This is a genomic window from Kitasatospora albolonga, from assembly GCA_002082585.1.
In the GTDB taxonomy this organism is placed as follows: domain Bacteria; phylum Actinomycetota; class Actinomycetes; order Streptomycetales; family Streptomycetaceae; genus Streptomyces; species Streptomyces stephensoniae.
The window spans coordinates 7,277,965-7,304,558 of the sequence record CP020563.1 but is presented as its reverse complement, the minus strand read 5'-3'; the positions used below and the strand labels follow the sequence as shown (position 1 = coordinate 7,304,558).

Annotated in this window: 22 protein-coding genes, 1 tRNA gene and 1 pseudogene; 11 read left to right on the top strand and 13 right to left on the bottom strand. The window is 72.0% G+C overall.

Features of this window, described 5'->3' with window-relative positions; genetic code table 11:
• Nucleotide 1: 1 nt before the first annotated feature.
• The 6 genes from B7C62_32085 to B7C62_32060 form a co-directional block, all read right to left on the bottom strand.
• Entirely contained in the window at nt 2-1,987 is a 1,986-nt protein-coding gene (locus B7C62_32085) for a glycine/betaine ABC transporter permease (GenBank protein ARF76406.1), read from the bottom strand.
• On the bottom strand, nt 1,987-3,099 hold the full coding sequence (locus B7C62_32080) for a glycine/betaine ABC transporter ATP-binding protein (protein ARF76405.1): 1,113 nt from the start codon (nt 3,097-3,099) through the stop codon (nt 1,987-1,989). The genes B7C62_32085 and B7C62_32080 overlap by 1 nt, the downstream gene beginning before the upstream one ends.
• Nucleotides 3,096-4,709 (bottom strand): oxidoreductase, encoded by a 1,614-nt coding sequence (locus B7C62_32075; GenBank protein ARF76404.1) that lies wholly within the window; start codon nt 4,707-4,709, stop codon nt 3,096-3,098. The genes B7C62_32080 and B7C62_32075 overlap by 4 nt, the downstream gene beginning before the upstream one ends.
• A gap of 99 nt (nt 4,710-4,808) precedes the next feature.
• Complete coding sequence (locus B7C62_32070; protein ID ARF76403.1) at nt 4,809-6,311, bottom strand: betaine-aldehyde dehydrogenase; 1,503 nt, start codon at nt 6,309-6,311, stop codon at nt 4,809-4,811.
• A 258-nt stretch (nt 6,312-6,569) separates the two neighbouring features.
• Nucleotides 6,570-7,823 (bottom strand): cytochrome, encoded by a 1,254-nt coding sequence (locus B7C62_32065; GenBank protein ARF76402.1) that lies wholly within the window; start codon nt 7,821-7,823, stop codon nt 6,570-6,572.
• Nucleotides 7,820-9,157: a cytochrome gene (locus B7C62_32060; GenBank protein ARF76401.1), complete on the bottom strand. Its 1,338-nt coding sequence runs from the start codon at nt 9,155-9,157 to the stop codon at nt 7,820-7,822. The genes B7C62_32065 and B7C62_32060 overlap by 4 nt, the downstream gene beginning before the upstream one ends.
• A gap of 237 nt (nt 9,158-9,394) precedes the next feature.
• Between B7C62_32060 and B7C62_32055 the strand changes: the two genes are divergently transcribed.
• From B7C62_32055 to B7C62_32025, 7 genes and pseudogenes are all read left to right on the top strand, one after another.
• Nucleotides 9,395-10,111, top strand: coding sequence for a DNA-binding response regulator (locus tag B7C62_32055; protein ARF76400.1), 717 nt, complete (start codon nt 9,395-9,397; stop codon nt 10,109-10,111).
• Between the two features lie 22 nt (nt 10,112-10,133).
• The gene (locus B7C62_32050; GenBank protein ARF77468.1) at nt 10,134-12,092 is read left to right on the top strand and encodes a two-component sensor histidine kinase; all 1,959 of its coding nucleotides are present in this window, start codon (nt 10,134-10,136) and stop codon (nt 12,090-12,092) included.
• 190 nt (nt 12,093-12,282) lie between these two features.
• Nucleotides 12,283-12,723, top strand: coding sequence for a hypothetical protein (locus B7C62_32045; GenBank protein ID ARF76399.1), 441 nt, complete (start codon nt 12,283-12,285; stop codon nt 12,721-12,723).
• Between the two features lie 98 nt (nt 12,724-12,821).
• Nucleotides 12,822-13,457 carry a class F sortase gene (locus B7C62_32040; GenBank protein ID ARF76398.1) on the top strand — a complete coding sequence of 212 codons (636 nt, stop codon included), beginning with the start codon at nt 12,822-12,824 and terminating at the stop codon, nt 13,455-13,457.
• A gap of 116 nt (nt 13,458-13,573) precedes the next feature.
• Entirely contained in the window at nt 13,574-14,563 is a 990-nt protein-coding gene (locus tag B7C62_32035) for a sphingomyelin phosphodiesterase (protein ARF76397.1), read from the top strand.
• A gap of 53 nt (nt 14,564-14,616) precedes the next feature.
• A pseudogene (locus B7C62_32030) lies at nt 14,617-15,408 on the top strand (N-formylglutamate amidohydrolase).
• A 144-nt stretch (nt 15,409-15,552) separates the two neighbouring features.
• Nucleotides 15,553-16,152, top strand: coding sequence for a hypothetical protein (locus B7C62_32025; GenBank protein ID ARF77467.1), 600 nt, complete (start codon nt 15,553-15,555; stop codon nt 16,150-16,152).
• Nucleotides 16,153-16,246: 94 nt separating this feature from the next.
• Here B7C62_32025 and B7C62_32020 read toward each other — a convergent pair whose 3' ends face one another.
• The 5 genes from B7C62_32020 to B7C62_32000 all read right to left on the bottom strand — a co-directional run bounded on the left by B7C62_32020 (nt 16,247) and on the right by B7C62_32000 (nt 22,226).
• Nucleotides 16,247-16,636, bottom strand: a complete 390-nt coding sequence (locus B7C62_32020; protein ID ARF76396.1) for a D-ribose pyranase — start codon at nt 16,634-16,636, stop codon at nt 16,247-16,249.
• Nucleotides 16,633-17,562, bottom strand: a complete 930-nt coding sequence (locus B7C62_32015) for a ribokinase (protein ARF76395.1) — start codon at nt 17,560-17,562, stop codon at nt 16,633-16,635. The genes B7C62_32020 and B7C62_32015 overlap by 4 nt, the downstream gene beginning before the upstream one ends.
• 44 nt (nt 17,563-17,606) lie before the next feature.
• Nucleotides 17,607-19,562, bottom strand: a complete 1,956-nt coding sequence (locus tag B7C62_32010) for a transporter (protein ID ARF76394.1) — start codon at nt 19,560-19,562, stop codon at nt 17,607-17,609.
• Nucleotides 19,552-21,087 carry a sugar ABC transporter ATP-binding protein gene (locus B7C62_32005; protein ARF77466.1) on the bottom strand — a complete coding sequence of 512 codons (1,536 nt, stop codon included), beginning with the start codon at nt 21,085-21,087 and terminating at the stop codon, nt 19,552-19,554. Before B7C62_32005 ends, B7C62_32010 begins: the two co-directional genes overlap by 11 nt.
• Nucleotides 21,088-21,209: 122 nt before the next feature.
• Nucleotides 21,210-22,226, bottom strand: a complete 1,017-nt coding sequence (locus tag B7C62_32000) for a LacI family transcriptional regulator (GenBank protein ID ARF76393.1) — start codon at nt 22,224-22,226, stop codon at nt 21,210-21,212.
• Nucleotides 22,227-22,621: 395 nt separating this feature from the next.
• Here B7C62_32000 and B7C62_31995 point away from each other — a divergent pair, with 395 nt between their 5' ends.
• From B7C62_31995 to B7C62_31985, 3 genes are read left to right on the top strand one after another with little or no spacing between them, the layout of a single operon-like run.
• A complete protein-coding gene (locus tag B7C62_31995) occupies nt 22,622-23,065 on the top strand; it encodes a polyketide cyclase (protein ARF76392.1) in 444 nt (147 codons plus the stop codon).
• Nucleotides 23,062-23,415 carry a transcriptional regulator gene (locus tag B7C62_31990; GenBank protein ARF76391.1) on the top strand — a complete coding sequence of 118 codons (354 nt, stop codon included), beginning with the start codon at nt 23,062-23,064 and terminating at the stop codon, nt 23,413-23,415. The genes B7C62_31995 and B7C62_31990 overlap by 4 nt, the downstream gene beginning before the upstream one ends.
• Before the next feature lie 52 nt (nt 23,416-23,467).
• Nucleotides 23,468-23,827, top strand: coding sequence for a hypothetical protein (locus B7C62_31985; GenBank protein ARF76390.1), 360 nt, complete (start codon nt 23,468-23,470; stop codon nt 23,825-23,827).
• A gap of 39 nt (nt 23,828-23,866) precedes the next feature.
• Here the strand turns inward: B7C62_31985 and B7C62_31980 are convergent.
• Nucleotides 23,867-23,951: transfer RNA gene (locus B7C62_31980), tRNA-Leu, on the bottom strand.
• 174 nt (nt 23,952-24,125) lie between these two features.
• On the opposite strand from B7C62_31980, the gene B7C62_31975 reads away from it, so the two are divergent.
• Complete coding sequence (locus B7C62_31975; protein ID ARF76389.1) at nt 24,126-25,430, top strand: hypothetical protein; 1,305 nt, start codon at nt 24,126-24,128, stop codon at nt 25,428-25,430.
• A gap of 29 nt (nt 25,431-25,459) precedes the next feature.
• On the opposite strand, the gene B7C62_31970 is transcribed toward B7C62_31975, so the two are convergent.
• Nucleotides 25,460-26,545, bottom strand: coding sequence for a xylose isomerase (locus tag B7C62_31970; GenBank protein ID ARF76388.1), 1,086 nt, complete (start codon nt 26,543-26,545; stop codon nt 25,460-25,462).
• Between the last annotated feature and the right edge of the window lie 49 nt (nt 26,546-26,594).

Genomic DNA, 26,594 nt, shown 5'->3' with positions numbered 1-26,594 from the left:
CTCAGCTCTCCTGTCGCTGGCGGCGGGCGGTGGGCTGGGTGACCCGGTCGAGCATCAGGCCGAGGCAGACGATCGCCGCTCCGGCGACGAGCCCGGTGGCCAGGTCGCCCTGGGCGAGGCCGAAGACGACGTCGTAACCCAGTGCGCCGGAACCGACCAGTCCGCCGATGATGACGACGGCGAGGACGAGGACGACGGCCTGGTTGACGGCGAGCAGCAGGGAGGGCCGGGCCAGGGGGATCTGGACCTGGCGCAGTTGCTGGCCCGGGGTCGCGCCGAGCGAGCGCGCGCCCTCCAGTGCCGCCGGGTCGACGCCCCGCAGGCCCTGGGTGGTGATGCGGACGACGGCGGGCAGCGCGTAGACGACGGCCGCCGCGGCGGCGGGGGCGCGGCCGACGCCGAAGAGGGCGACGACGGGGATCAGGTAGACGAACTGCGGCATGGTCTGGAAGACGTCCAGGACCGGTCGCAGCAGCTTCTCCAGTCGCTCGCTGCGCGCGGCGCCGATCGCGATGGAGAAGCCGAGGACCAGGGTGACCGCCACGGCGGCGATCACCTGGCTGAGGGTGTCCATCGACGGTTCCCAGACGCCGAGGACGCCGATCGCGGCCATCGCGAGCACGGCGGTGGCGGCGGTGCGCCAGGTGCCGATGGTCCAGGCGAGGGCGGCGACGATGAGCAGCACCGACCACCAGGGCAGCCCGGTGAGTCCGCTGCGCAGCGGGTTGAGGACGCCGCCGGTGAAGTGGGAGGCCAGGTCGGCGGTGCCGCCGACGACGGGGACCCCGGTGTAGAGGTGGTCGACCATCCAGTCCTTGGCGGTGTTCACCGGTCCGGCGATGGCCACGGTGAGGTCGTCGGGCCAGACGCGGCCGTCGGTGAGGCGTCCGGCGAACGCGACGGCGGCGGCGACCAGGGCGGCCAGGCCCCAGCCGCGCCACCCGCGCAGGAGGGCCGGGCCGGTGGGTTCGGTGCCGATGCGACGGCCCGCCGCCTCCGTCGTACGGTCCAGGACGACGGCCAGCAGCACGATCGGGATGCCCGCGGCGAGGGCGGCGCCCACGTCGACGGCGGAGAGCGCCTGGTAGACCCGGTCGCCGAGGCCGCCCGCGCCGATCACGGACGCGATGACGGCCATGGAGAGCGCCATCATGATGGTCTGGTTGAGGCCGAGCAGCAGCTCCTTTCGGGCCAGCGGGAGCCGGGCGGTGAGCAGCCGCTGCCGTCCGGTCGCGCCGAGCGAGGTGACGGCCTCCATGACCCCGCCGTCCGCGCCGCGCAGGCCGAGCGCGGTGAGCCGGGCCATCGGCGGAGCCGCGTACACGACGGTGGCGAGGACCGCTCCGGGCACGCCGATGCCGAAGACCAGCACCACGGGCAGCAGATAGGCGAAGGCGGGCAGCACCTGCATGGTGTCGAGCACCGGGCGCAGCACGCGGAACGTGCGGTCGGAGAGTCCGGCGGCCAGGCCGAGGAGGAGGCCGAGGACGACGGAGGCCAAGACGGCGACGACCATGAGCGCGAGCGTCTGCATGGTCGGCACCCACATGCCGAGCAGTCCGCAGGCCAGGAAGGAGGCGGCGGCGGTGAGCGCGAGCCTGATACCGGCGACCCGCCAGGCGACGGCGGCGGCGAGCACGGTGACCCCGGCCCAGCCGAGGGCCAGGAGCACCAGGTAGACGCCGCGCACGGAGAGCACGACGGCGTTGCTGATGTGGCCGAAGAAGTAGAGGAAGAGCGGGTGGCTGTCCCGGTTGGAGACGATCCAGTCGGTGACGCTGCCGAGCGGCCCGGACAGGTCGGCGGTGAGCGCGTCGGGCCAGATGCCGCCGCCCCAGCGGCTGTGCGCGAGGGGGACGAGGAGTACGGCGGCGAGCGCGAGGAGCAGGAGCTTTCCGGCGGCCGGGCGTTCGCGCAGGGCGGCCAGCGGCCCCCGGCCCGTGCCCGGCCGGGCGGGGCGGACCGGGGTGGCCTGTGCGGTGGCCATCAGACGGTCACCTCGCGGGGGCCGTCGGGTGCTGCGGGGCCGTCCGCCGCGGATGTTCCGGCCACCACGTCCAGCAGGCACGCGTGGTCCACGACGCCGACGAGCCGGCCGCCGTCCATCACCCGGGCGGCGGGGTCGCCGGAGCGGGAGACCGCCTCGATGGCCTCGGAGACCGTGGCGTCGGGGCGTACGGCCGGGCCGCGCTCGCTCTCCCCGGCGAGCGCGGGGCGCATGGCGGTGGCGACGGTGAGGACCTGCTCGCGCGGCACGTCCCGGACGAACTCGGTGACGTAGTCGTCGGCGGGCGAGCCCACGATCTCCTCGGGCGTGCCGAGCTGGACGATGCCGCCGTCGCGCATGAGGGCGATCCGGGTGCCCAGGCGCAGCGCCTCGCTGAGGTCGTGGGTGATGAAGACCATGGTGCGGCCCTCCTCGCAATGCAGCCGGACCACCTCGTCCTGCATCTCGCGGCGGATCAGCGGGTCCAGCGCGCTGAACGGCTCGTCGAAGAGGAGGACGGAGGGGTCGACGGCGAGCGCGCGGGCCAGCCCGACACGCTGCTGCTGGCCGCCGGAGAGCTGGGACGGACGGCGGTCCTCCAGACCGGCGAGGCCGACCTTCTCCACCAACTCGGCGGCCTTGGCGCGGCGTTCGGCCTTGCCGATCCCCTGGATCTCCAGGCCGTAGGCGATGTTGTCCAACACCGTGCGGTGCGGGAGCAGTCCGAAGTGCTGGAAGACCATCGCGGTGCGGTGGCGGCGGAGTTCGCGCAGCCGGGCGCGGTCCATCGCGAGGACGTCCTCGCCGTCGATGGCGAGGGTGCCGCTGGTGGGCTCGATGAGCCGGGTCAGACAGCGTACGAGGGTCGACTTGCCGGAGCCCGACAGGCCCATGACGACGAAGACCTCGCCCTTGCGGACGTCGAAGGAGACATCGCGGACGGCGGCGGTGCAGCCGGTGGCCTCGCGCAGTTCGGCGGGCGGGAGTGCGGCGTACTCGCTGCCGGGGATGCGGTCGGCCTTGGGGCCGAAGACCTTCCAGAGGTCGCGTACGGAGAAGACGGCGTCCTCGGCCGTCTCGACGGGGGCCTCGGGGGCGCGGGTCGCGGTCATCGGGCGTCACCTCCGGTGCGGGTACCAGTGGCCGGGACCGGGTGGCCCGCCTCCTGGGCGAGGATTTCGGCGCACTTCTCGCCGACCATGAGGACGCCGATCATCGGGTTGACGGCGGGCATGGTCGGGAAGACCGACGCGTCCGCGATGCGGATGCCCTCAAGGCCACGGATGCGCAACTGCGGGTCCACGACGGCCTCTTGGTCGTCGGCGGCCCCCATCCTGCACGTGCCCGCCGGGTGGTAGACGGTGTGGGCGACCTTGCGGGCGTACTCGCTCAGCTCCTCGTCCGAGGTGATCTCGGGGCCGGGGCAGACCTCGCGCTTCAGCCAGTGGGCGAGCGGTTCGGTGGCCGCGATCTCGCGGGCGAGCCTGATGCCGTCGACCAGGGTGCGGCCGTCGTAGTCGTCCTCGTCGGTGAAGTACCGGAAGTCCAGGGCGGGCTTGGCCTCGGGGTCGGCGCTCGTGAGGTAGAGGCGGCCCCGGCTGCGCGGCTTGGGGATGTTCGGGGTCATCGACACCCCGTGCTCGGGCTTCTCGTAGCCGAGCCGCTCCGGGTTGTCGGTGAAGGGGATCTGGTAGAAGTGGAACATCAGGTCCGGGCCCCGGGATTCGGGGTCGCGGCGGACGAAGAGTCCCGCGTCGGAGTCCATCGCGGAGTTCTCCGGGATGGGTCCGTCGGTCTCCCAGACGATGACGGACTCGGGGTGGTCGAGGAGGTTCTCGCCGACGCCCGGAAGGTCGTGGCGCACCTCGATGCCCAGCGCTTCGAGGTCCTCGCGCGGGCCGATCCCGGAGTGCAGCAGCAGCCGGGGCGTGTCCACCGCGCCCGCGCAGACGATGACTTCGCGGGCGGCGCGCACGAGGATCTCATCGCCGTCCTTCGTCCGGACGTGGACGCCGGTGGCGCGGGTGCCGTCGAACTCCAGGCGGTAGGCCCAGGTCTCCAGCAGAATGCGGAGGCCCGGCCGGTCACCGGCCTCGATGTGCGGGTGGAGGTAGGCGACCGAGGCGGAGGAGCGCTTGTTGTTCTCGGGGTGGTAGGCGAGGTCGAAGAAGCCGACGCCCTCGTGGAACGGCTTGCGGTTGAAGCTGTCCACGCGCGGGACCCCGGCCGCCTGCTGGGCGGCGTCGACGAAGTCGCGGGCGATGGCGTTGCGGTCCTTCTCGTCCACCGGGACGATGTTGTTGCGCAGCCTGGCGAAGTACGGGTCCATCGCGGCCGCGCCCCAGCCCTCGGCGCCCGCCTCGGCCCACTCGTCCCAGTCGCCGGGCAGCGGCTTGAAGCTGATGAGGGTGTTGTGCGAGGAGCAGCCGCCGAGGACCCGGGCGCGGCTGTGCCGGATGTGGCTGTTGCCGCGCGGCTGTTCGGTGGTGGGGTAGTCGTAGTCGAGGTCGCCGCCGAGGAGGCCGAGCCAGCGGCGCAGGGTCAGCACGTCGTCGCGGTCGATGTCGGTGGGGCCGCCCTCGATGACGGTGACGGTGACGTCCGGGTCCTCGGTGAGCCGGGAGGCGATGACCGATCCGGCGGTGCCGCCGCCGACGATCACGTAGTCGGCCACGGGTCCTTCGGGGTCGGGGACTGCGGTGCTGCGGGGGGTGGAGGGCATCGGTCACTGCTCCTTCTGCAAGGTTCGTGCGTGTGCGTGGTGCTGCGAACAGCCGGGCGGGACCGGGCGGGTCGGGTGGGCGCCCGGTCCCCGCAGGTGTCAGCCGGCGAACCAGCGCTGGGGGCGCGGGTTGAGGTTCTGGTAGATGTGCTTGGACTCGCGGTACTCGGCGAGGCCGGTGGGGCCGAGCTCACGCCCCGTACCGGACTTGCCGAAGCCGCCCCACTCGGCCTGCGGCAGGTAGGGGTGGTAGTCGTTGATCCAGACGGTGCCGTGGCGCAGTCGTCCGGCGACCCGGCGGGCGCGGCCCGCGTCCGTGGTCCAGACGGCGCCCGCGAGGCCGTAGTCGGTGTCGTTGGCCAGGGTGATGGCCTCTTCCTCGGTACGGAAGGTCTCGACGGTGAGGATCGGGCCGAAGGTCTCCTCGCGGACCACCTTCATCTCGCGGTGGCAGCCGTCGAGGACGGTCGGCCGGTAGAAGTAACCGCCTTCGGGGCGTACGTCGTTGGGCTTCGGGCGCTCGCCACCGGCCCGGACGATCGCGCCCTCCTCGCGGGCGGAGGCCACGTACGCCTCGACCTTGGCGAGCTGCTGGGCGGAGACGAGGGGGCCGCACTCGACGCCGTCGAGGGTGCCCCGGCCGAGGCGGATGGCGTCGGCGCGGCGGGCCAGTTCGGTGACGAAGCGCTCGCTGACGCTGTCCTGGATGATCAGGCGGGCCCCGGCGGAGCAGACCTGGCCACTGTGGAAGAAGGCGGCGTTCAGGGCCTGGTCGACGGCGGTGTCGAAGCCCTCGTCGGTGGCGCAGGCATCGGCGAAGACCACGTTGGGGTTCTTGCCGCCGAGCTCCAGGGCGACCTTCTTCACGGTGGGCGCGGCGGCCCGGGCCACCTTCGTACCGCTGGCGAGGCCGCCGGTGAAGGAGACCAGGTCCACGTCGGGGTGCTCGGAGAGCCGGGCGCCGACGGGGTCGCCCGCGCCGGTGACGAGGTTGGCGGCCCCGTCGGGGAGGCCGGCCTCGGCGAGGAGCCTGATCAGGTGGACGGTGGAGAGCGGGGTGACCTCGCTGGGCTTGAGCACGAAGGTGTTGCCCGCGGCGAGGGCGGGGGCGATCTTCCAGCTGGCCTGGAGGAGGGGGTAGTTCCAGGGGGCGATCAGGGCGCAGACGCCGACGGGCTCGTGGACGACGATGCTGTGCACGTCGGGGTCGCCCGCGTCGACGACCCGGCCGCCGCTCTCGTTCATCACCAGGTCGGCGAAGTAGCGGAAGGCGTTGGTCACGTCGTCCACGTCGACCCGGCCCTCTTCGAGGGTCTTGCCGGTGTCGCGGCTCTCGGTGATCGCGATCTCCTCGCGGTCCCGCTGGAGCAGCTCGGCGACCCGGCGCAGCAGGGCGGCCCGCTCGGCGACGGGCTTGTGCGGCCAGGGGCCGTCGTCGAAGGCGCGGCGCGCCGCCGCGATCGCCGCGTCGGTGTCCTCGGTGCCGCCCTCAGCGACGACGGCCAGGACGGTGGCGTCGGCGGGGTCGATGACCTCGCGCGTCGCGCCGGAGGCGGCGGCCCGCCAGGTGCCGTCGATGTGGATGGTGCTGAGCGCCGACATGTCGTGTTTAGCCTTCCGTACCCGAAATGCCCCCGCCGGTTCGGCCGGGGGCGTTCTGCGCGGTGGACCGGGGTACGGCCACACCAGCGGACGGGGCCCCTCCCCCGTCCGCCGGAATGTATGCCAAGAATTTAACTCTGCGTGATGTACCTCACTCGGGGGCGGGGCATGGAGTACCGGTCACCGCCGCCCCGGACCGGGCCGCGGTGACAGGCACCCGGACCGGCCCGGGCTCCGGGTCGGCCCAGCGGCTCCCCCTCAGCCCAGCAGCACCGGGAAGGCAGCCATGTCGTTCTGCGTCATCACCGGCAGCTTGGTGATCTCCTCGTCCGGGACGGCGAGCCGCAGGCCGGGGAAGCGGCCGAAGAGCGCGGGCAGGGCGATGCCCGCCTCCACCCGGGAGAGCGCGGCGCCGGGGCAGATGTGGGGGCCGTGACCGAAGGTCATGTGGCGGTTGCGGGTGGGGCGGGTGATGTCGAAGGCGTCGGCGTCCTCGCCGTGCTGCTCGAGGTCGCGGCCGATGACGCGGTAGGAGATGACGACCCCCTCACCCTTCCTGATCACGGTGTCGCCGACGGTGATGTCCTCGGTGGCGAACCGCATCAGCAGGTGGGTGGTGGGGGTGTCCCAGCGCAGCGTCTCCTCGACCACCGCGTCCCAGCCGACCTCGCCGGAGCGCACCTTCGCCAGCTGGTCGGGGTGGGCGAGCAGGGCGCGTACGGCGTTGAGGATGAGCCCGATCGTCGTCTCGTGCCCGGCGGCGACCATCGCCTTCAGATTGCCGACGACCTCCTCCTCGGTGAGCGGCTCGCCGCCCTCCTCGGCCAGGATCAGCGCGCTGGTGAGGTCGTCCGTGGGATGGGCGGTCTTCTCCCGTACGAGGCCGGTGTAGAAGACGTCCAGGTCGGCGAGGAGTCTGAGGCGTTCCTCCTGGGGGGTGAGCATGGAGAAGAACGCCTTGTACTGCCGGGTGAGCATCGGGTGCTGGGACTCGTCGACGCCCATGAGCATCCCGACGACCTTCATCGGCAGCGGCTGGGCGAAGACCGCCTTCAGGTCGACGACGCCGTCCTCGCCGCGCGCCGCGTCGAGGTTGTCCAGCAGTTCGTCGGTGAACTTCTCGATGGCGGGACGGATCGCTTCGAGCCGCCGGGGGGTGAGCGCCTGCGAGGTCTTGGTGCGGAGCCGCCGGTGCTCGGCCCCGTCCACGGTGAACATGGAGCGCCCGGCGTCGATCATGCCGATCAGCGGCCATGCACGTGTCACCACTCCGGTTCGCCACAGCTCCCAGGCTTCGATGTCCTTCACCAGCCGTGGATCGACGAGGAGTTGACGGGCCTCGGCGTGCCGGGTGACCGTCCAGGCGGGCACCCCGAGCAGCTCGATCCGGGCGAGCACTCCGGCGTCGCGCAGCCGCGCGGTCTCCCCGTCCAGGTCCTGGACCATGGGGTCGATGGCGATGACCCCGGTGCTCCGGTCGGCTTGCGCGGCGGCGGTGTGCGGGCAGTTCACGATGCGTCTCCTGTCGTGCGTACGGGGGTGAAGCGGACAGGCAGCGAGGTCATTCCGCGCAGGAAGGCGGAGGGCCTGCGCACCAGCTCCGTTGCCGGTACTGCCAGTTCGAGGTCGGGGAGCCGGTCGAGGAGGACTTCGATCCCGGTACGGGCGATGATCTCGGCGATCTCCTGCGCGGGGAAGGGGCAGCGGTACTCACCGTGGCTGAACGCCATGTGGGCGCTGTTGCCGCCCCGCCCGGACCGCACCACCGCGTCCGTGACCTGCTGGCGGATGTGGGGATCGGCGTTGGCGGCGCCGAGTCCGAGGAGCAGCATGTCGCCGCGGGCGATGTTCCGCCCGCCGAGCCGGGCGTCCCGTGACGCCCACCGCCCGGCCAGGATCTGGGTCGGGCCGTCCTCCCAGAGCACCTCGTTCATGGCCTCGGCGACGCTGTGCCGGCCACCGGCGAGGGAGTCGGCGAACTGGTCCTCGGTGAGCATCAGCCGGGTGGAGTTGCCGATCCAGTCGGCGGTGGTGAGGTGCCCGGCGGCCGTGATGGCCATGAGGTCGAGCGCGTACTCCTCGTCCGTGAAGGGTTCGGGGTGGGCGAGCATCCGGGAGGTCACGTCGTCCCCGGGGTGCGCTCGCTTGGCCGCGACGAGCCGGTGCATGTGCTCGCCGAAGCGCAGGTGTGCCTTCTGCGCGTCGGGCCCGCCGTCGGCCAGGTCCTTGAGCACCCGGGCGATGTCGGCGCCCTCGTCGTCGGGGAAGCCGACGAGCCGGGCGAGGACGAGGACGGGGAGCGGTTCGGCGAACTCGGCCACCAGGTCGGCGGTGCCCCGGCTGCACACGGCGTCGATGAGCCGGTCCGCCAGCTGCTCGCAGTGCTGCCGGATCTCGAAGGGGTCGGCCGCCTCCAGGGCCGGTACGACCATGTCGGCATGGCGGCGGTGCTCGGCCCCGGCGGTGAAGTAGATGGAGGGCATGGGGGTCCCCACCATGGGCAGCAGCGGCCAGTCGGCGGGGATGTTCTCCCACTGGTTCCACAGGGAGACGTCCCGGGGGTACAACTCCCCGTCGCTGGTGACCTGGTGGAGTTCCCGGTAGCCGATCACCAGCCAGGCGGGGAAGCCGCCGGGCAGCTCGACGGGGACGACGGGGCCGTGGTCGCGCCGCATGGCGCGGTAGAGCGCCTGGGGTTCGGTGTGGAAGCCGGGGCCGCTGAGCGGAACGGCTCCTGGAACTCCCGTACCCGCTGTGCCTCCCGTGCCTCCCGGGCCGGAGCTCATGGGGCAGCCGCCGCCGGTACCGGCCGGGGACGCGGGCGTGGCGGACGAGGGGTTCGTCATCGTACGGACTCCAGTGGCGACGGCTTCGCGCGTTGCGACCATACGATCAACGCGGCACCACTATAAGGAGGTTCCGTGAACCGTCGGGGCCGATCAGCCCCTTTTCCTGCCCACTTTTCGACGGCACACCCACCCTCCGGTGATCGCTCTCGTACGACATCTGCACAGGTTTGATCACAAGATCGACACCCGGGTCCGCGGCCCCGCTCTACGATCGGGGGCGTGTGCGCAGATGTCATGGTTGCCGAGGACGACGAGAAGCAGGCCGAGCTCGTACGCCGCTATCTGGAACGGGAGGGCCACTCCGTACGGATCGTGGGCGACGGCCTCGCCGCGCTCGACGCCGTACGGCACCGGGAGCCCGACCTCCTCGTCCTCGATGTGATGATGCCCCGGGCGGACGGGCTGGACGTGGTGCGGGTGCTGCGGGCCGAGGCCCGGGAGCTGCCCGTGCTGATGCTGACCGCCCGCACCACCGAGGACGACCTGCTGCTCGGGCTCGACCTCGGCGCGGACGACTACATGTCCAAGCCGTACAGCCCGCGCGAGCTGATGGCCCGCGTCCGCACCCTGCTGCGCCGCACCCGGCGGCCGGGCGGCGGCGCGGCCCCGGCGCCCGAGGACCCCGTCCTGCGGGTGGGCGGCCTGGTGGTCGATCCGGAGCGGCACGAGGTGACGGTGGACGGCGAGCCGGTGGAGTGCACCCGGGGCGAGTTCCGCATCCTGGCCGCGCTGGCGGCCGGTCCCGACCGGGTGTTCAGCCGTCAGCGGCTGCTGGAGGAACTGCACGGCTTCGACCGCTACATCAGCGACCGGACGGTCGACGTGCACGTCATGAACCTCCGCAAGAAGATCGAGCCCGCTCCCCGGCGGCCGGTGCGCCTGCTCACCGTCTTCGGGGTCGGCTACAAGCTGACCGACCCGGCGAAGGCGAAAGCCGCTCGGCGTGGCTAGGAACCGGTCCTCGCGGGTGCCGCTGCGGCGGAGTCTGCTGGGGCGGCTGCTCGGGGTGTCGGCGCTGGTGGCCGCGTGTTCGGTGGCGGCCACCGCCTGGCTCGCCGTCCAGACCACCTCGGGCGCCATCAAGCAGGAGCAGGGCCAGAACCTCACCGCCGACGCCCGGATCTACGACACCCTGCTCGGTTACGCCGCCCGCCACCCGACCTGGGACGGGGTGGACGCGACGGTACGGGAGCTGGCCGAGCAGTCGGGCCGCCGCGTCGCGCTGACCACGCAGAGCAGGCAGCCGCTCGCCGACTCCGCGACCGCGCCGGACGCGCCCGCGCTGCCGCCGGAAGCCTCCGCCGTGGTCGACCCGTTGTCCGTGGACACCGTCCTGGCCGCCCGGTCCGCCGAGGGGCAGGGGACGGCCGCCGACCGGATCGACCCGCGCGCGGTGGGGCCGTTCCTGCTGCCCGCAGCCGAGCGTACGGCGCTGCGGCGGACCGCCGACCGGAACGCGGCCTGCCTGAACCGGGCGGGGATCGCCGCGGACGTGGTCGTCGGGCCGAGCGGACGGCCCCGGGTGCAGATGGTGGGCAACGACCCCGAACGGGCGCTGGGCACCCGGTGCGACCCCGCGGACCTGGACGCCCCCACCCGTACGGAGAAGAAGGCCCTCGGCGCGCTCAACGAGCTGGCCGACGCCTGTCTGAAGCGCCAGGACCGCGGCGGTGTGCGGCTCAACCGGGACCTCTCCTGGGGCGAGAGGGCCGTCGCGCCCGGGCCCCTGCCCGTACCGGGCGACGCGACCGAGGCCCGCCCCGCACCGGCCGTCGAGCCGCCCCGGGAGCTCACCGGGGAGGACGACCGGGCCATCGCCTCGTGCGTGGGGACGGCCCGCAGCGAACAGCTCAGCTCGTACGTGGCCTCCCCCGCGCTCCTGTTCATCGGCGACGAGGGCGGTGCCACGGTGCCCGGCTTCGATCTCTCCCCCGCCAACACCGCGAAGATCGCCGGAGCAGCGGCACTGGTCCTGGCGCTGACCGTGGGCGCTTCGGTGCTCGCGGGCGCCCGGCTGGTCCGCCCGCTGCACGCGCTGACCGGGGCCGCGCAGCGGATGCGGGACGGCGAGGAGCACGCCTCCGTCCCGGTCGCGGGGGACGACGAGATCGGCCGGCTGTCCGCCGCGTTCAACGGCATGTCCGCGCACCGGGCGCGGCTGGAGGCGCAGCGCAAGGCCATGGTCAGCGATGTGGCCCATGAGCTGCGCACCCCGCTGAGCAACATCCGCGGCTGGCTGGAGGCGGCCCAGGACGGTCTGGCCGACCCGGACCCGGCGTTCGTCTCCTCGCTGCTGGAGGAGGCGGTGCAGCTCCAGCACATCATCGACGACCTCCAGGACCTGGCCGCCGCCGACGCCGGGGCGCTGCGGCTGCACCCCGGACCGGTGCGCGTCCACGAACTGCTGGGCCAGGTGGCCGCCGCCCATCAGGCCCGCGCGGAGACGGCGGGCGTCACCCTGACCGTGGTGACCACCGCTCCGGCCCCGGCCCTGGAGGCGGACCCGGTCCGGCTGCGGCAGGCGGTGGGCAACCTGGTCTCCAACGCCGTACGGCACACTCCGGCGGGCGGGACGGTGGCGCTACGGGCGTACGGGGGCGGGGGCGGCGCCGGGCCGGAGGGCGGGGGCGGGTCAGGGGCCGGGCAGGTCGTGATCGAGGTGGCGGACACCGGGACCGGCATTCCGGCCGGGGACCTCCCGTACGTCTTCGACCGCTTCTGGCGTGCGGAGAAGTCCCGCAGCCGCCGTACGGGAGGGAGCGGCCTCGGCCTCGCCATCGTCCGGAAGCTGGCCGAGGCGCACGGCGGGACGGCGGAGGCGAGCAGTACGGAGGGGACGGGTTCGGCCTTCACGCTCCGCCTCCCGGCCACCGCGCCCGCGCGCGGACAGGGTGACCGAAGCCGAGCGGGCCGCCCTGGCGGGATGGCCTGAGGGCCGCCCTGACGGGATGACCTGGGGGGGACGACCGGGGGGACGACCCTGGGGGGCGACCTGACGGGATGGCCACAGCGCCCTGACAGCTTCCTCATAACTTCCGGCGAGCCTGGCTCCACCGCCCCGTACCCGGTGCACACCGCACCCGGGCCCGTCACGGGGCACCGTATGGAATGGAGCCGCCCGTATGACCGTTTCGACCGCTCGTCTCTCCCTGCGCACCGCCGCGCTCACCGCCGTCGCGGCCGCCGCGGTGCTGGTCCCGTCCACCGCGGCCTTCGCCGACGCGTCCCCGCGGCCGTCGGCGCCCGCCGAGAGCACCCCGTCGGTCTCTCCGGAGCGGGCGAGGGCCGCCGAGGAGGCGCCGAGGGAGGCCGCGCCGAAGGAGGCCCGCCCCTCGGCCGTACCCCGGGGTGGCGTCGCCGCGGGCGACCGCCCGGCACCTGCGGCACCGGCACCCGAGGAGGCCGCCGCCCCGGTGGTCGCGCCGCGCGGTGGTGTGGCGGCCGGTGAGCGCCCGGCCGGTACGGGCGACAACAACAGCACGACGGCCCTCGCCGGTTCGGTGGCCGGAGCCGCCCTGCTCGCGGGCGCGGGCACCCTCGTGCTGCGCCGCCGCAACGGCTGACCCACCGTCACCCCTCACCCCTGACACCGCTGTGGCCGCCGCCCCGCACCGGGCGGCGGCCACAGCCGGTGGTCGGGTCACCTCCTGGAGCCAGCCCCATGCCCATCCGCCCCTCCTCCCCCACCCGCCGACCGCGAACGGCCCCTCTGCTGTCCGCCCTCGTCATCTGCGCGGCCCTGGTGGGCTGCGCGGGACCGGCACCGGTACCGTCAGCCACCGAGCCCCCGGCGACGGCCTCCGCCCCGGCCCCCACCGCGACACACCAGCCGTCGGCCTCCCCGGACAGCCCGGCCCCCGCCCATCTCTCCATCCCCTCCCTCAACATCCGCAGCTCCCTCATGCGTCTGGGGCTCAACGCGGACGGCACGGTCGAGGTCCCGCCCGCCGAACAGGGCATGACAGCGGGCTGGTACACGGGCGGAGCCGTACCCGGCGGGCCGGGACCGGCCGTGCTGATCGGCCACAACGACACCCGCTTCGGCCGGGCCGTCTTCCACGACCTCAAGGACATCCGCAAGGGCGCCGAGGTGCGCGTCCGCGACACGAACGGCACGTCCCTGAGCTTCAGGGTCACGGGCAAGGAGACGGTCGCCAAGAAGGCGTTCCCCACCGAACGTGTCTACGGGGCCACCCAGGAAAGCACACTGCGGCTGATCACCTGCGACGGCGCGTTCGACGCGGAGGGCCACCCCGTGGACAACCTGATCGTCTACGCCGAGTTGATCTTTGGCTGAATCCTGATGTCAGCGAGCCGGACAGACTCCTGGCATCCGATGTCTACCCGTGGGTAACTGCCGCTGCTTTGATGGGTGCCACCCGGTACGCCCCCACTCATTCAGCAGGAGACCTCGTGCCGCACTCCGCTTCCCGCCGCCTGTCCGCGATGGCCCTCACCGCCGCGCTCGCTGCCGTCCCCTTGGCCGTGAACGCACCCTCGGCCACGGCCGCCACGACCGCCGACACCCCCTCGCTGCGGGTGCTCTCGTACAACGCGTTCCTCTTCAGCAAGACCCTGTACCCGAACTGGGGCCAGGACCACCGGGCGGCAGAGATCCCGAAGACGTCGTTCTTCCGGGGCAACGACGTGGTGGTGATCCAGGAAGCCTTCGACAACGGGGCCTCGGACGCGCTGCTGCGGAACTCCGCCGCCCAGTACCCCTACCAGACCCCGGTGGTCGGCCGGAGCAAGAGCGGCTGGGACGCCACCGGTGGCTCGTACTCGGCGACGACCCCGGAGGACGGCGGGGTCACGATCCTGAGCAAGTGGCCGATCGTGCGCAAGGAGCAGTACGTCTACAAGGACGCCTGCGGCGCCGACTGGTGGTCGAACAAGGGCTTCGCGTACACCGTGCTGAACGTCAACGGCACCCGCGTCCATGTCGTGGGCACCCACGCGCAGTCGACCGACCCCGGCTGTTCGGCGGGCGAGGCCGCCAGGATGCGCAGCCGCCAGTTCAAGGCGATGGACGCCTTCCTGGACGCCAAGAAGATCCCGGCCTCCGAACAGGTCATCGTGGCGGGCGACTTCAACGTGGACGGCCACTCCGCCGAGTACGCCTCCTTCCTCAAGGACGCCGACCTGGCCGCGCCCGACACCAAGACGGGCCACATCTACTCCTTCGACACCCGCGACAACTCGATCGCCTCCGAGCGCTACCCGAACGACCCCCGTGAGGACCTGGACCACGTCCTGCACCGCGCCGGTCACGCGAAGCCCGCGGGCTGGAACAACGACGTGATCAAGGAGCGGAGCGCCCCCTGGACGGTCTCCAGCTGGGGCAAGAACTACACGTACACGAACCTCTCCGACCACTACCCGGTGATCGGCTCCGCCGACTGACCACGCGGATGAAACAATCGGGGCCCCGGCCCCACCCGTGAAGGACCCGCTCCATGAGCACCGTCCCCCAGCCGTCGTTCCGCCTCCTCCCCGGAAGCCCCGAGTCCCCGGTACTGCTGCACGTACCGCACGGGTCCCGGACGCTTCCCGGGGAGGTACGCGACGGAATCGTCCTGGACGACCGTGCCCTGGAGCGGGAACTCGACCACATCACCGACTCCCACACGGCCGAACTGGCCGCCCGGGCAGCCGACGCGGCCGGGTGCGCCGCCGCCCGCCCCTGGCGCTTCGTCAACACCCTCTCCCGCCTGGTCGTCGACCCCGAACGGTTCCCCGACGACCGGGAGGAGATGCGCGCCGTGGGCATGGGCGCGGTCTACACGCACACCACGCACCGGGAACGGCTGCGTGCTCCGGATGTCGACCAACGCCCGCTGCTGGAGCGGTACTTCCACCCGTACGCGCAGGCGGTGACGGAAGCGGTCGACGCCCGGATCGCCGCCACGGGCCGCGCGGTGATCCTCGACGTCCACTCGTACCCGACGGCCCCGCTCCCGTACGAACTCCACGGCACGGGCCCGCGCCCGCCCGTCTGCCTGGGCACGGACCCGTTCCACACCCCGCCGGAGCTGCGTTCCCTGGCGGAGACGGCGTTCGCCCGCTTCGGCGGCACGGGCGTCGACAGCCCTTTCGCCGGTACGTACGTCCCACTGAAGCACTACGGCACGGACCGCCGGGTCACGGCCCTGATGATCGAGATCCGCCGCGACACCTACATGAGCGAGCCGGGCGGCCCGGCGGGACCGGGACTCGACGCGTTGGCGGAGGCGCTGGCGGAGCTGGTGTCCCGGCTCTGGGACCCCCGGCCCGGCGTCCGGCTGCCTCGTCCGCGCCTGGGAATGGGCAGAGGCAGGGGCAGGGCGTGTCGGCAGCGTCTCGTGCCGTGCGGCGGAAGCCGACTGTCAGTGCCGGGTGCAAAGCTGTCCGGCATGATCGAACCGAACCCGAAAGCCGACCTTCTCCGCTACCTGCGGGACGGGCGGGACGCCCTGTTGTGGAAGCTGGAGGGGCTGTCTGAACATGACATCCGCCGTCCGCTGACCCCCACGGGCACGAACCTCCTGGGACTCGTCAAACACGTCGCCGGTATAGAACTGGGTTACTTCGGCGACACGTTCGGCCGGCCGTTCTTCCAGGAGGAACCGCCGCCGTGGTGGTACACGGAGGACGCGGAGCCCAACGCGGACATGTGGGCGACCGCGGACGAGTCGCGCGAGGAGATCGTCGGGCTGTACCACCAGGCGTGGCGACACTCCGACAGCACGATCGAGACGCTGACGCTCGACACGATCGGTCACGTCCCCTGGTGGCCGGAGGAACGACGAGAGGTGACGCTGCACCACATCCTGGTGCGCGTGATCTCCGATACCCAGCGCCATGCCGGCCACGCCGACATCGTGCGAGAACTCATCGACGGAAGCGTCGGGCACTCGGAGGGCAACGACAGCATGCCACCGGAGGACCGGGCATGGTGGGAGAACCATCGCAGCCGACTGGAACGGGTGGCGCGGGAAGCGGGCGACGGCTGACCGGACGCGGCCTCTCGAGTCCCGGCGGGCCGCAGCCTGATCAGGGTGCGGCCCGTCTTCTCCCCGTACCGTTCCCGCTCAACCGCTCAACCGCTCAGAAGAACACCCCGCACCGCAGCAGCACGTTGGCGTACGGCCGGGCCTCCCCCGTCCGTACGACCAGGCGCGCCGCTGCCGTACGCGCCTTCAGCTCGTCGTGCGGGACCAGTTCCAGCCCGGGGAAGCGACCGTCCAGGAGCGCCGCGGCCGCCGGGTTGGCGTCGCGGATCTCCTCGGCGGCCGTCGCTCCCTCCACCACCAGTTCGTCGAGCAGTCCGTCCAGCACCTCGGCGAACGACGGGGTCCCGGCGCGGAAGGCCAGGTCGACCACGCGCGGGCCGGGCGGGATCGGCATGCCCGCGTCGCAGATCAGCACCCCGTCGCCGTGGCCGAGTTCGGCCAGCGCTCCGGCCAGGTGGCGGTTGAGGATGCCCGACTTCTTCACAGCGCGTCGACCTCCTCCAGCGTCGGGAACGATGCCTGCGCGCCCTTCGACATCACGGCCGCCGCCCCCACCCGTACGGCGAAGGCCGCCGCCTCGCGCAGGTCGTCGCCCCGGCCCAGGCGCCAGGCCAGGGCGGCGGTGAACGCGTCACCGGCCCCCGTCGTGTCGACGGCCCCGACCTTCGGGCTGACCAGGTGGTCCAGGGAGTCCGTACGGCTGTCGGCCACCAGGGCGCCCGCCGCGCCCAGGGTGATCACGACCGAGCGCGGGCCCAGCGCGAGAAGGGCCGGGGCCCAGTCGTGCGGGGTGTCCCCCGCCGCCTCGCCCAGGATGTACCGCGCCTCGTGCTCGTTGACCACCAGCGGGTCGCAGGCGGCCAGGACCTCGTCGGGCAGCGGGGCGGGCGGGGACGGGTTGAGGACGAGACGGGCCCCCGCCCCCAGACCGCGCGCCGTCTCCGCGACCGTGTCCAGGGGGATTTCCAGCTGTACGGAGACCACCCGCGCGGCGGCGAGCAGCGGGGCCGCCGCCCGTACGTCCTCGGGGGTCAGCCGCCCGTTGGCGCCCGGGGACACCACGATGCTGTTGTCGCCCGAGGGGTCCACGGTGATCAGCGCGACCCCGGTCGGGGCCCCGCCGACCAGGACGCCGTCCGTGTCCACACCCGCCGCGCGCTGACTCTCCAGCAGCAGCCGGCCGTGGCTGTCGTCGCCGACCCGGGCGAGCAGCGCCGTACGGGCTCCCAACCGGGCTGCCGCGACCGCCTGGTTGGCGCCCTTGCCGCCCGGGTGGACGGCCAGGTCGGAGCCGAGCACCGTCTCGCCGGGGGCGGGGCGGCGTTCGACGCCGATCACCAGGTCGGCGTTGGCCGAGCCGACGACCAGGAGGTCATACCGGTACCGGTCGTCGGGGGCGTTGTCGTGCATGCTTCCTGCTTCCTGCTTTCGTCGGTCGGGGCCGGGGGCGGCCGTCAGGAGAAGTCGGCCACGTTCTCGCGGGTCACCACCTTGACCGGCACCTTCACCGTGCTCTCGACCTTGTCGCCCTTGGCCGCCTTGACGGCGTTCTGCACCGCGATCCTGCCCAGTTCGCCGGGCTGCTGCGCCACCGAGGCGTAGAGCGTTCCGGCCCCGACCGCCTTCAGGCCGTCCGGGGTGCCGTCGAAGCCGACGACCGAGACGGACTTCCCGGCCCTGGCACCGAGCGCCTTGGCCGCGCCGAGCGCCATCTCGTCGTTCTCGGCGAAGACGCCCGTGATGTCCGGGTGGGACTGGATCAGGTTGGTCATGACGTCCAGGCCCTTGGTGCGGTCGAAGTCGGCGGGCTGCTTGGCGACCACCTTGATGCCCGGGTACGCCTTGAGCCCCTCGGCGAAGCCCGCGCCGCGCTCCCGGCTGGCGGACGTGCCCGCCGTGCCCTGGAGGATGACGATGCTGCCCTTGCCGCCGAGCTTGTCGGCCAGCGCGTCGGCGGCGAGCTTTCCGCCCGCCACGTTGTCGGAGGCGACGAGGGTGGCGGCCTCCGCCTTGTTCACACCCCGGTCGGCGGCGATCACCGGGATGTCCGCCTGGTTGGCGCTGCGGACACCGGGGCCGACGGCATCCGAGTCCACCGGGTTGACGATGATCGAGGAGAACCCCGAACTGGTGAAGTTCTGGAGCTGGTTGGCCTGCTGCGAGGCGTCGTTCTGGGCATCGGTGACGGTGAGGTCGATGCCCGCCTTCTCCGCCTCCGCCTGCGCGCCCTCCTTCATCTGCACGAAGAAGGGGTTGTTCAGCGTCGAGAGGGACATGCCGACCTTCGTCGCGCCCCCGGACGAACCGGAGTTGACGTAGGAGACCCCGCCGACGACAACCGCCACAGCGAGCGCGGCCCCGGCGAACTTGAGCACTCCCCGACGCCCGGACCCGGGCGCGCCGGGTGCGGTGCCCGCCGAGGAGGCCGCACCCGAACCGGCCTTGCGGCGCAGGGTGTCGAGCAGGACGGCGAGCGCGATGACGACACCGATGACGACCTGCTGCCAGAACGCCGACACGGAGAGGAGGTTGAGGCCGTTGCGGAGCACCGCGAGGATCAGTGCGCCGATCAGGGTGCCGGACGCCTTGCCGACCCCGCCGGCCAGGCTGGCGCCGCCAATGACGACCGCGGCGATGGCGTCGAGTTCGTACCCCTGGGCGGCCTGCGGCTGGGCGGAGACGAGGCGCGAGGCCAGGACGATGCCCGCGACGGCGGCGAAGAGGCCGGACAGCGCGTAGATGACGATCTTCTGGCGCTTGACGCGGAGCCCCGAGAGCCGGGCCGCCTCCTCGTTGCCGCCGATCGCGTACATCGAGCGGCCGATGAACGTACGGCCGAGGATCAGCGCGGTGAGCAGCCCCATCGCGATCATCACGAGGACCGGTACGGGGAGCCGGCCGCCGAGCGTGTCGCCGAGCCGCGAGACGGATTCGGGGAACGCGATCGGACTGCCCTGCGAGATGACGAGCGAGAGACCGCGGGCGATCGAGAGCATGGCCAACGTCGCGATGAACGGCGGGAGTTTGCCGTACGAGATGAGGGCGCCGTTCACGAAGCCGCAGGCGATACCGGTGACGATCGCGAGCACGACCGCGAGGACGACCGGCACCCCGGCGGACGTCGCCGACCAGGCCAGGACCGTCGCGGACAGGGCCGCCACCGAACCGACGGACAGGTCGATGCCCGCCGAGACGATGACGAAGGTGACGCCGAACGCGAGGATCGCGGTGACGGCCGCCTGGACACCGACGTTCAGCAGGTTCTGGGTGGTCAGGAAGTCGCCGGAGAGCAGCGACATCGCCACCACCAGGACGACCAGGGCGCTGAGCGCGCCGTTGTCGAGCAGGACGCGGCGTATGACGGAAGTGCCCCCCGCGCCCGTGTCACTCTTGAGTGTCTCAGTGGCCACGGGGGCCCTCCTCTTCTTCCTTCTTCGGTGCGGGGTGGTCGTTCGCGTCCGCCGCGGCGGTGGAGACCGCGAGGGCCATCACCGCGTCCTGGGTGGCCTGTCCGGCGGGGAGTTCACCGGCGATCCGGCCCTGGGCCATGACCAGCACCCGGTCGCTCATGCCGAGGACTTCGGGCAGGTCGCTGGAGATCATCAGGACGGCATGGCCGGATGCGGTGAGTTCGTTGATGAGCTGGTAGATCTCGACCTTGGCGCCGACGTCGATGCCCCGGGTCGGCTCGTCGAGGATGAGCACGCGGGTGTCGGCCAGCAGCCACTTGCCGATGACGACCTTCTGCTGGTTGCCGCCGGAGAGGGTGCGCACGTGCTGGCCGAGGCCGGACATACGGACGCCGAGCTGCTCGGCGATGCGGGCGGCGGCCGTACGCTGCCCCTTCAGGTCCACGAGCCCGGAGCGGGTCGCCGAACGCAGCGTGACCAGGCCGAGGTTCTCCTGTACGGAGGCGTCCAGGACCAGGCCCTGCCCCTTGCGGTCCTCCGGTACGAGCCCTATCCCGGCACCCATCGCGGCGGGCACGTCGTGCCGGGCGAGGCGTTCGCCGCGTACGTCGACGGTGCCCGTGTCGTACGGGTCGGCGCCGAAGACCGCGCGCGCCACCTCCGTACGACCGGCGCCGACGAGTCCGGCGAGGCCGACGACCTCACCGGCGTACACGTCGAAGCTGATGTCGTGGAAGACCCCGTCCCGGGTCAGACCGCGCACGGAAAGCAACACCTCACCGGCATCGGGCCGTTCACGCGGATACTGCTGCTCGATGCTCCGGCCCACCATGAGCTGGACGAGCCGGTCCTCGGGCGTGGAGGCGGGCACCTGGTCGATGCTGCGGCCGTCGCGCAGGACGGTGACACGGTCGCCGAGTGCGGCGATCTCCTCCAAGTGGTGGGTGATGAAGACGATCCCGACGCCGTCCGCACGCAACTGCCGGACGATCGCGAAGAGTTTGTCGACCTCTTCGGAGGTGAGCACGGCGGTCGGTTCGTCCATGATCAGGACCCGGGCGTCCAGGCTGAGCGCCTTGGCGATCTCGACCATCTGGAGCCGGGCGATGCCCAGTTCGCGGACCTTGGCGTCGGGCCGCACATCGACGCCGACCCGGCGCAGCAGCTTCTCCGCGTCGGCCCGCATGCGCCGGTGGTCGACGAGCCCGAAGCGGCGCGGCTGCCGGCCGAGGAAGATGTTCTCGGCCACCGTCAGGTCGGGGACGAGGTTGAACTCCTGGTAGATGGTGGCGATGCCGAGCCGTTCGGCGTCCTGCGCGTTGTTGATCCGCACCTCGCGGCCCTCGGCGAGGATGCGGCCCCGGTCGGGGCGGTAGGCGCCGGAGAGCATCTTGATGAGGGTGCTCTTCCCGGCGCCGTTCTCGCCGAGCAGGACATGGACCTCGCCTCTGCGCAGGTCGAAGTCGACGTTGTCGAGCGCCACGACACCGGGGAAGGTCTTGCGCAGGCCCTCGATGCGCAGCAACTCGTGGGGGTGGGGCGCCGGTTGCCCGTCCGGGCGGGGAACCGGCCGCTCGTCCGGCGTGGCCGCCGTCGGCTCAGGGCCCTCCCCCGGCTCCGGTCGCTCCGGCCGTTCCTCCGATGCGGTCACCGGGTGCTCCTCTGGTCGGTCGCGTCCTGGCCGCACGAGCGGCGTACGACGAGACGGGCGGGCAGGGTGACGGACTGCGGGGTCCGTCCTTCGATCAGGTCGGCCAGCGCGCGGACGGCGGCCCGCGCCAGCTCCGCGGTGGGCTGGGCGACGGTGGTGATCGGCGGGTCCGTGTGGACGAACCACGGGATGTCGTCGAAGGCGGCGAGCGCGATGTCGTCGGGGACCCGCAGCCCCCGGGCCCGGATCGCGTCCAGCGCGCCGAGCGCCATCAGGTTGTCGGCGGCGAACACGACCTCGGGCGGCTCGGGAAGGGCGAGGAAGCCCTCGGTGGCCCGCCGTCCGCTGGCGGCCTGGAAGTCGCCCTGCCCGATGTAGGCGTCGGGCAGGGCGAGGCCGAGCTCCCGCAGGGCCTCCCGGAACGCCTCGACGCGCTCGTTGCCGGTGGTGGTGGCCGCGGGCCCGGCGATGATCGCGAGCCTGCGGTGGCCGAGCTCGTGGAGGTGCGCCACCAGGTCCTTGACCGCCCCCGTGCCGTCGGCCCGGACGACGGGCACGTCGATGCCCGGAATCCAGCGGTCGACGAAGACCATCGGCGTACCGCTCAGGGAGACCTCCCGCATCAGCGGCGAGCCACCGTCGGCGGGCGAGACGAGCAGCCCGTCGATCCTGCGGTCGATGAGGGTGCGGATGTGGTGGTCCTGGAGCTCGGGCCGCTCGTCGGCGTTGCCGATGATGACGCTGTAGCCGAGCGCGCGGGCCTCCTCCTCGACGAAGCGGGCCAGCTCGGTGAAGTACGGATTGAGTACGTCACTGATGACCAGGCCGAGCGTCCGGGTCTGCGCGGTGCGCAGGGAGCGGGCCACGGCGTTGGGCCGGTAGCCGAGGGCGTCGACGGCGGCGAGGACACGGGTGCGCGCCTCGGCACTGACGGACGGATGGCTGTTCAGCACCCGCGAGACCGTGGCGACGGAGACCCCCGCCTGGGCCGCGACATCTTTGATGCTCGCCATGTCCGGACCACCTCCTTGTGGTTTCCGTACACCTCGAAACCAGGGTTGGTGCGCTCGCACGACGCCGTGGAATCGATTACAGGCATGATTGGAATCGATTACATGGCTGAAAACAAGACCCTCCTCCGCGTCCGAGACCGGATCGTGACAGGAGGGGCGCCCGCCTGCCCTTGCCGCGCACACGCCAGGCACCGGCGAGACCGGTGAGGCCGCGCCGATGCCCTCCGGATGAGGCCCCGGCACCGACGCCGAGATCTACGGCCGGGCGCTGTGCGGCCCGGAGCCCAACACGTACGACGCCTCGGACCCCACCTTGTGCAACCCAAGGGTTGCGCGTCTGCGACTGGACATGCAACCCTTGGGTTGCACGTTTGGTATCGACCGAGGAGTTCGCCATGAGCGAGGAACTGATCGAACGCGAGACCCTGATTGCGGCTCCCGTGGAACGGGTCTGGCCACTGGTGGCCGAGCCGGGATTCTGGGTCTCCGACCCGGCGGCCGCGGCCGGCATCCTGGCGAAGCCGGGCGAGACACTGGTGGTGAAGGACCCCGAGTACGGTGACTTCCCGGTGCGCGTGGAGAAAGTCGAGCCGCCGACGTACGTGGCCTACCGCTGGGCCAGCGCCTTCCCGGGCAAGGAGCTCACCGCGGACAACAGCACGCTGGTGGAGTTCACGCTGATCGCGGAGGGTGACAAGACACGGCTGCGCGTCGTCGAGAGCGGGTTCGGGGCACTGGTCGCCTCCGAGGAGCTGCGGCGAAAGGCTTTTCAGGACAACGTCGGCGGCTGGCCGCAGGTGCTCGACGCGTTCAAGGAGCGCGTCGAGCGGTCCGAGTGACGAGCGAGCCCCGCGACGCCGCCAACGCGGTCGACGGTGTTCTCGCCGCGCTCGCCGAGCCGACCCGGCGTCAGCTGCTGGATGTCCTCGCCGAGCGGGACGAGACCACCGCGACCGTGCTCGCCGGAAGGCTTCCCGTCTCGCGGCAGGCCGTGGTCAAGCACCTGGCGGTGCTGGACGCGGCCGGTCTCGTCTCCAGCAGGCGGGTCGGCCGCGAGGTCCGGTACGCGGTGCGGCCGGACGCCCTGAACGCGACGGCGCAGTGGATGGCCGCGCTCGCCGCCGACTGGGACCGGCGTCTTGCCCGCATCAAGCACATCGCCGAGGCGGCGGAGCGGGACACACCTTAGCGGGGCTCCGACCGGCACCCGCGCCGCGCGCTCCGCGATTCTTCCGGCCGGAGTGGCCTCGGCCCCTCTGGTCGCACCAGCTGCCACGCCCCTGACAGCACCTTCAGCGATCCGACCGCCAGAGAGGCAGGGAACCACCTCGGCTCACCGCCCGGCAGCGACAGATCCTTTTCGGCCTGCCGGGCAAGGGGTTCATGTTCTCCGTCACCTTCTCGATCCTGAACGTCTCGGTCTCGGCACCGCCACCGCGGACGGGCCGCGGGGCACCTTCACCGCGGCCCGGCTCGTGTGCGTGGGGCACGGCGGGCACACCACCTGCGAGTGGTCGGGAACGTTCCGGTCCGCCGACGGCATTGAACCGGAAGCCTGCACCTCGCCCACCACGACGAAGAAACCGGTCAAAGCAACATAACGCTGCTTTGACCGGCTTCATCTGGTCGATTGGCCTCAGTGTCCGAGGGGGGACTTGAACCCCCACGCCCGATAAAGGGCACTAGCACCTCAAGCTAGCGCGTCTGCCATTCCGCCACCCGGACAAGGTGTCTGCCGTTCGCGGTGTGTTCCCCGCGGCGACATGGAAAACAATACCAGGGGTTCGGAGTGCGTTTCACCTGCGTATCGGGTGCATATCCGGTGGTCAGTGGGGTGCGGCGTGCCGTACGACCTCGGCCTCCGCGGTCCGGGGAGGTCGCGGGGCTACCTTCGCGTCCATGACTGATCGCGGCTACCGCCGGCCCCGTCCGCTGTCTCCCCTGCGCGAGCATCTGCGCGACACGTTCTGGTTCGCCCCGACGCTGGGGTTCGTCTGTGTGTTCGTGCTGTGGCTGGCCGCTTCCGAGATCGACGAGGAGATCGTCGCGTTCTTCCAGCGGGAGGAGGCGTACGACGAGCTCGGCGGCCTGATCTCGTTCTCCCAGGACGCGAAGACGATCGTCACTCAGATCAGCTCGGCCATGATGACCTTCATCGGTGTGGTGTTCAGCATCTCGCTGGTCGCCGTGCAGATGGCCAGCGGGCAGCTCACGCCCCGGGTGGTGCGGATCTTCGTCCGCAGCCGGATCAGCAAGCTCACGCTGACGGTGTTCCTCGCGACGTTCCTCTTCTCGCTGCTGGTCCTGGCCTCGTACGAGGGTGAGACCGACCCGCGCCAGGTGGTCTCGGTCCCCCTGTTGCAGAGCCTGCTCACGCTGGTGCTCGTCGGGCTGAGCCTGCTGCTGTTCATCATCTACGTGAGCTCGACGCTGCGGCTCATGCAGGTCGGGCCGGTCGTCGACCGGATCGCCCGGGACTCGTTCCGGGTGCTCGGCCGGATGCCCAGGGGGCCGGGCGGGCCCGAGGTGCTGGGGCCGGAGACCGGGCGGGTGGTGCACGAGGGGCGGGCCGGGGTGCTGCGGGACGTGAACACGGCGCGGCTGGTCCGGGCCGCGCGGCGGCAGGGTGTCGTCCTGCGGCTGATCCCCCGGATCGGGGACTTCGTGGTGCCGGGGACCCCGGTGCTCGCTGTCCACGGCGGCGCCGTACCTCCACGGCACCGCCTGGGGTCGGCGGTCTCCGTCTCGGTGGAGCGCACCCTGCACCAGGATCTGGCGTTCGGGCTGCGCCAGCTCACCGACATCGCGCTGCGGGCCCTGTCGACCTCCGTGAACGACCCGACCACCGCCGTCCAGTGCCTGGACCGGATCGTGCAGTTCCTCGCGACCGTGGTGCGGCTGCCGCTCGGTACCGTCCACCACCGGGACCGGGCGGGGAAGGTGCGGCTGGTGCAGGAGGGGCCGGGGTGGGAGGACCTGGTGGATCTGGCCTTCGAGGAGATCCGCTGGTGTGTGGCCGGGAGCCCCCAGGTGTCACGGCGGCTGCTGGCGGGGCTGGACGATCTGCTGCTGCTGGCGCCGGAGGAGCGGAAGCAGCCGCTGGTACGGCACCGGGCACTGCTGGTCCAGGCCGTGGAGCGGACCGTTCCGGTGGCCGCCGACCGGGAGTTCGCCCTGCTGCCGGACCGGCAGGGCATCGGGTAGCCCCGCCGGTCCCGCATGCACGGCGCGCGTCAGTCGCCGCAGCGGCCCGCCCTCAGGGAGTGCAGGTGCTCGCTGGACTTCCGGGCGAAGGCGAGCGAGTCGACCGGGTTGTCGTGCTCGGCCTGCCAGTGGTGGTAGCTCCGGCCGTGGTGGGTCCTGTTGGTCACCTTGGACAGGAACGTCCTGTAGTCGATGTCCCCGTCGCCGACGTCCGACATGCGGTATCCGTCGCGCGTCGTGTCGTCGCGGACGCCGTCCTTGACGTGGAAGAGGGGGTAGCGGTTCGGGTACTTGAGGACGTACTTCAGCGGGTCGAGCGGGGCCCGGGTGCCGTCCACGCGCTTGCTGAACCGGAACTGCGCGCAGTACGCCCAGTAGATGTCCATCTCCAGATAGACCAGGTCGGGATCGGTCTCGGCGAGCAGCACGTCGTACAGGCGCACCTTCGGCTTGTCGGTCGCGAAAGAGAACTCCTCGGCGTGGTTGTGCTGGTAGAACTTCATGCCGCGCCTGCGGGCGGCGGCCCCGTACGTGTTGAAGTCCTCGGCCGCCCGCTTCCAGCCGTCGACCGTGGAGCCGTAGCGGAACGGGCCCGAGGCCGTGCCGATGTGCTTGAGGCCGAGGGCCTGGGCGTCGTCGAGGACCTTCTCCAGGTTCTGGGCGAAGGTGTAGGCGCCGGGGTTGTTGTCGTCGTAGTAGCCGACGTGGCTGCCGATCGGGTTGAGGCCGTGGTCCTTGGCCAGCCGCTTGAGCTGGGCGAGGGTGATGGGGCCGGCGGAGCCCTGGGTGTAGCCCGCGAGCTCGATCTCGTCGTAGCCGTACTTCTCCAGCTCGGCGAAGACGGGGGCGAAGCCGAGCGTGGAGATCTTGTCGCGGAGGCTGTAGAGCTGGATGCCGAGGCGGCCGGGGGGCAGGACGGGCTTCCCCTTGCCCTTGCCGTGACCATGCCCGTGGTCGTGTCCGTGACCGGGGCCCTTGGCGGGTCCCTGGGCTGCGGCGGCCTGGGCGGTCGCCGTGCCGATGATCGTGGCGGCGGTGGCTCCGGCGGCGACACCGAGGATGTTGCGGCGGCTGAGTCTGCGGGCGAGTTCGGTGTCCTTGGAGGTGCGGCTCATGTTCGCGTGGCTCCTTTGGATGACGTGACGGGACGTGGGGTGAGCGGTG

What these genes read in the sequence shown, in the direction of transcription:
- B7C62_32085 (ARF76406.1), bottom strand. Translation starts at nt 1,987, where the DNA reads ATGGCCACCGCACAGGCCACCCCGGTCCGCCCCGCCCGGCCGGGCACG.
- B7C62_32080 (ARF76405.1), bottom strand. Translation starts at nt 3,099, where the DNA reads ATGACCGCGACCCGCGCCCCCGAGGCCCCCGTCGAGACGGCCGAGGAC.
- B7C62_32075 (ARF76404.1), bottom strand. Translation starts at nt 4,709, where the DNA reads ATGCCCTCCACCCCCCGCAGCACCGCAGTCCCCGACCCCGAAGGACCC.
- B7C62_32070 (ARF76403.1), bottom strand. Translation starts at nt 6,311, where the DNA reads ATGTCGGCGCTCAGCACCATCCACATCGACGGCACCTGGCGGGCCGCC.
- B7C62_32060 (ARF76401.1), bottom strand. Translation starts at nt 9,157, where the DNA reads ATGACGAACCCCTCGTCCGCCACGCCCGCGTCCCCGGCCGGTACCGGC.
- B7C62_32055 (ARF76400.1), top strand. Translation starts at nt 9,395, where the DNA reads ATGGTTGCCGAGGACGACGAGAAGCAGGCCGAGCTCGTACGCCGCTAT.
- B7C62_32045 (ARF76399.1), top strand. Translation starts at nt 12,283, where the DNA reads ATGACCGTTTCGACCGCTCGTCTCTCCCTGCGCACCGCCGCGCTCACC.
- B7C62_32040 (ARF76398.1), top strand. Translation starts at nt 12,822, where the DNA reads ATGCCCATCCGCCCCTCCTCCCCCACCCGCCGACCGCGAACGGCCCCT.
- B7C62_32025 (ARF77467.1), top strand. Translation starts at nt 15,553, where the DNA reads ATGATCGAACCGAACCCGAAAGCCGACCTTCTCCGCTACCTGCGGGAC.
- B7C62_32015 (ARF76395.1), bottom strand. Translation starts at nt 17,562, where the DNA reads ATGCACGACAACGCCCCCGACGACCGGTACCGGTATGACCTCCTGGTC.
- B7C62_32000 (ARF76393.1), bottom strand. Translation starts at nt 22,226, where the DNA reads ATGGCGAGCATCAAAGATGTCGCGGCCCAGGCGGGGGTCTCCGTCGCC.
- B7C62_31995 (ARF76392.1), top strand. Translation starts at nt 22,622, where the DNA reads ATGAGCGAGGAACTGATCGAACGCGAGACCCTGATTGCGGCTCCCGTG.
- B7C62_31975 (ARF76389.1), top strand. Translation starts at nt 24,126, where the DNA reads ATGACTGATCGCGGCTACCGCCGGCCCCGTCCGCTGTCTCCCCTGCGC.
- B7C62_31970 (ARF76388.1), bottom strand. Translation starts at nt 26,545, where the DNA reads ATGAGCCGCACCTCCAAGGACACCGAACTCGCCCGCAGACTCAGCCGC.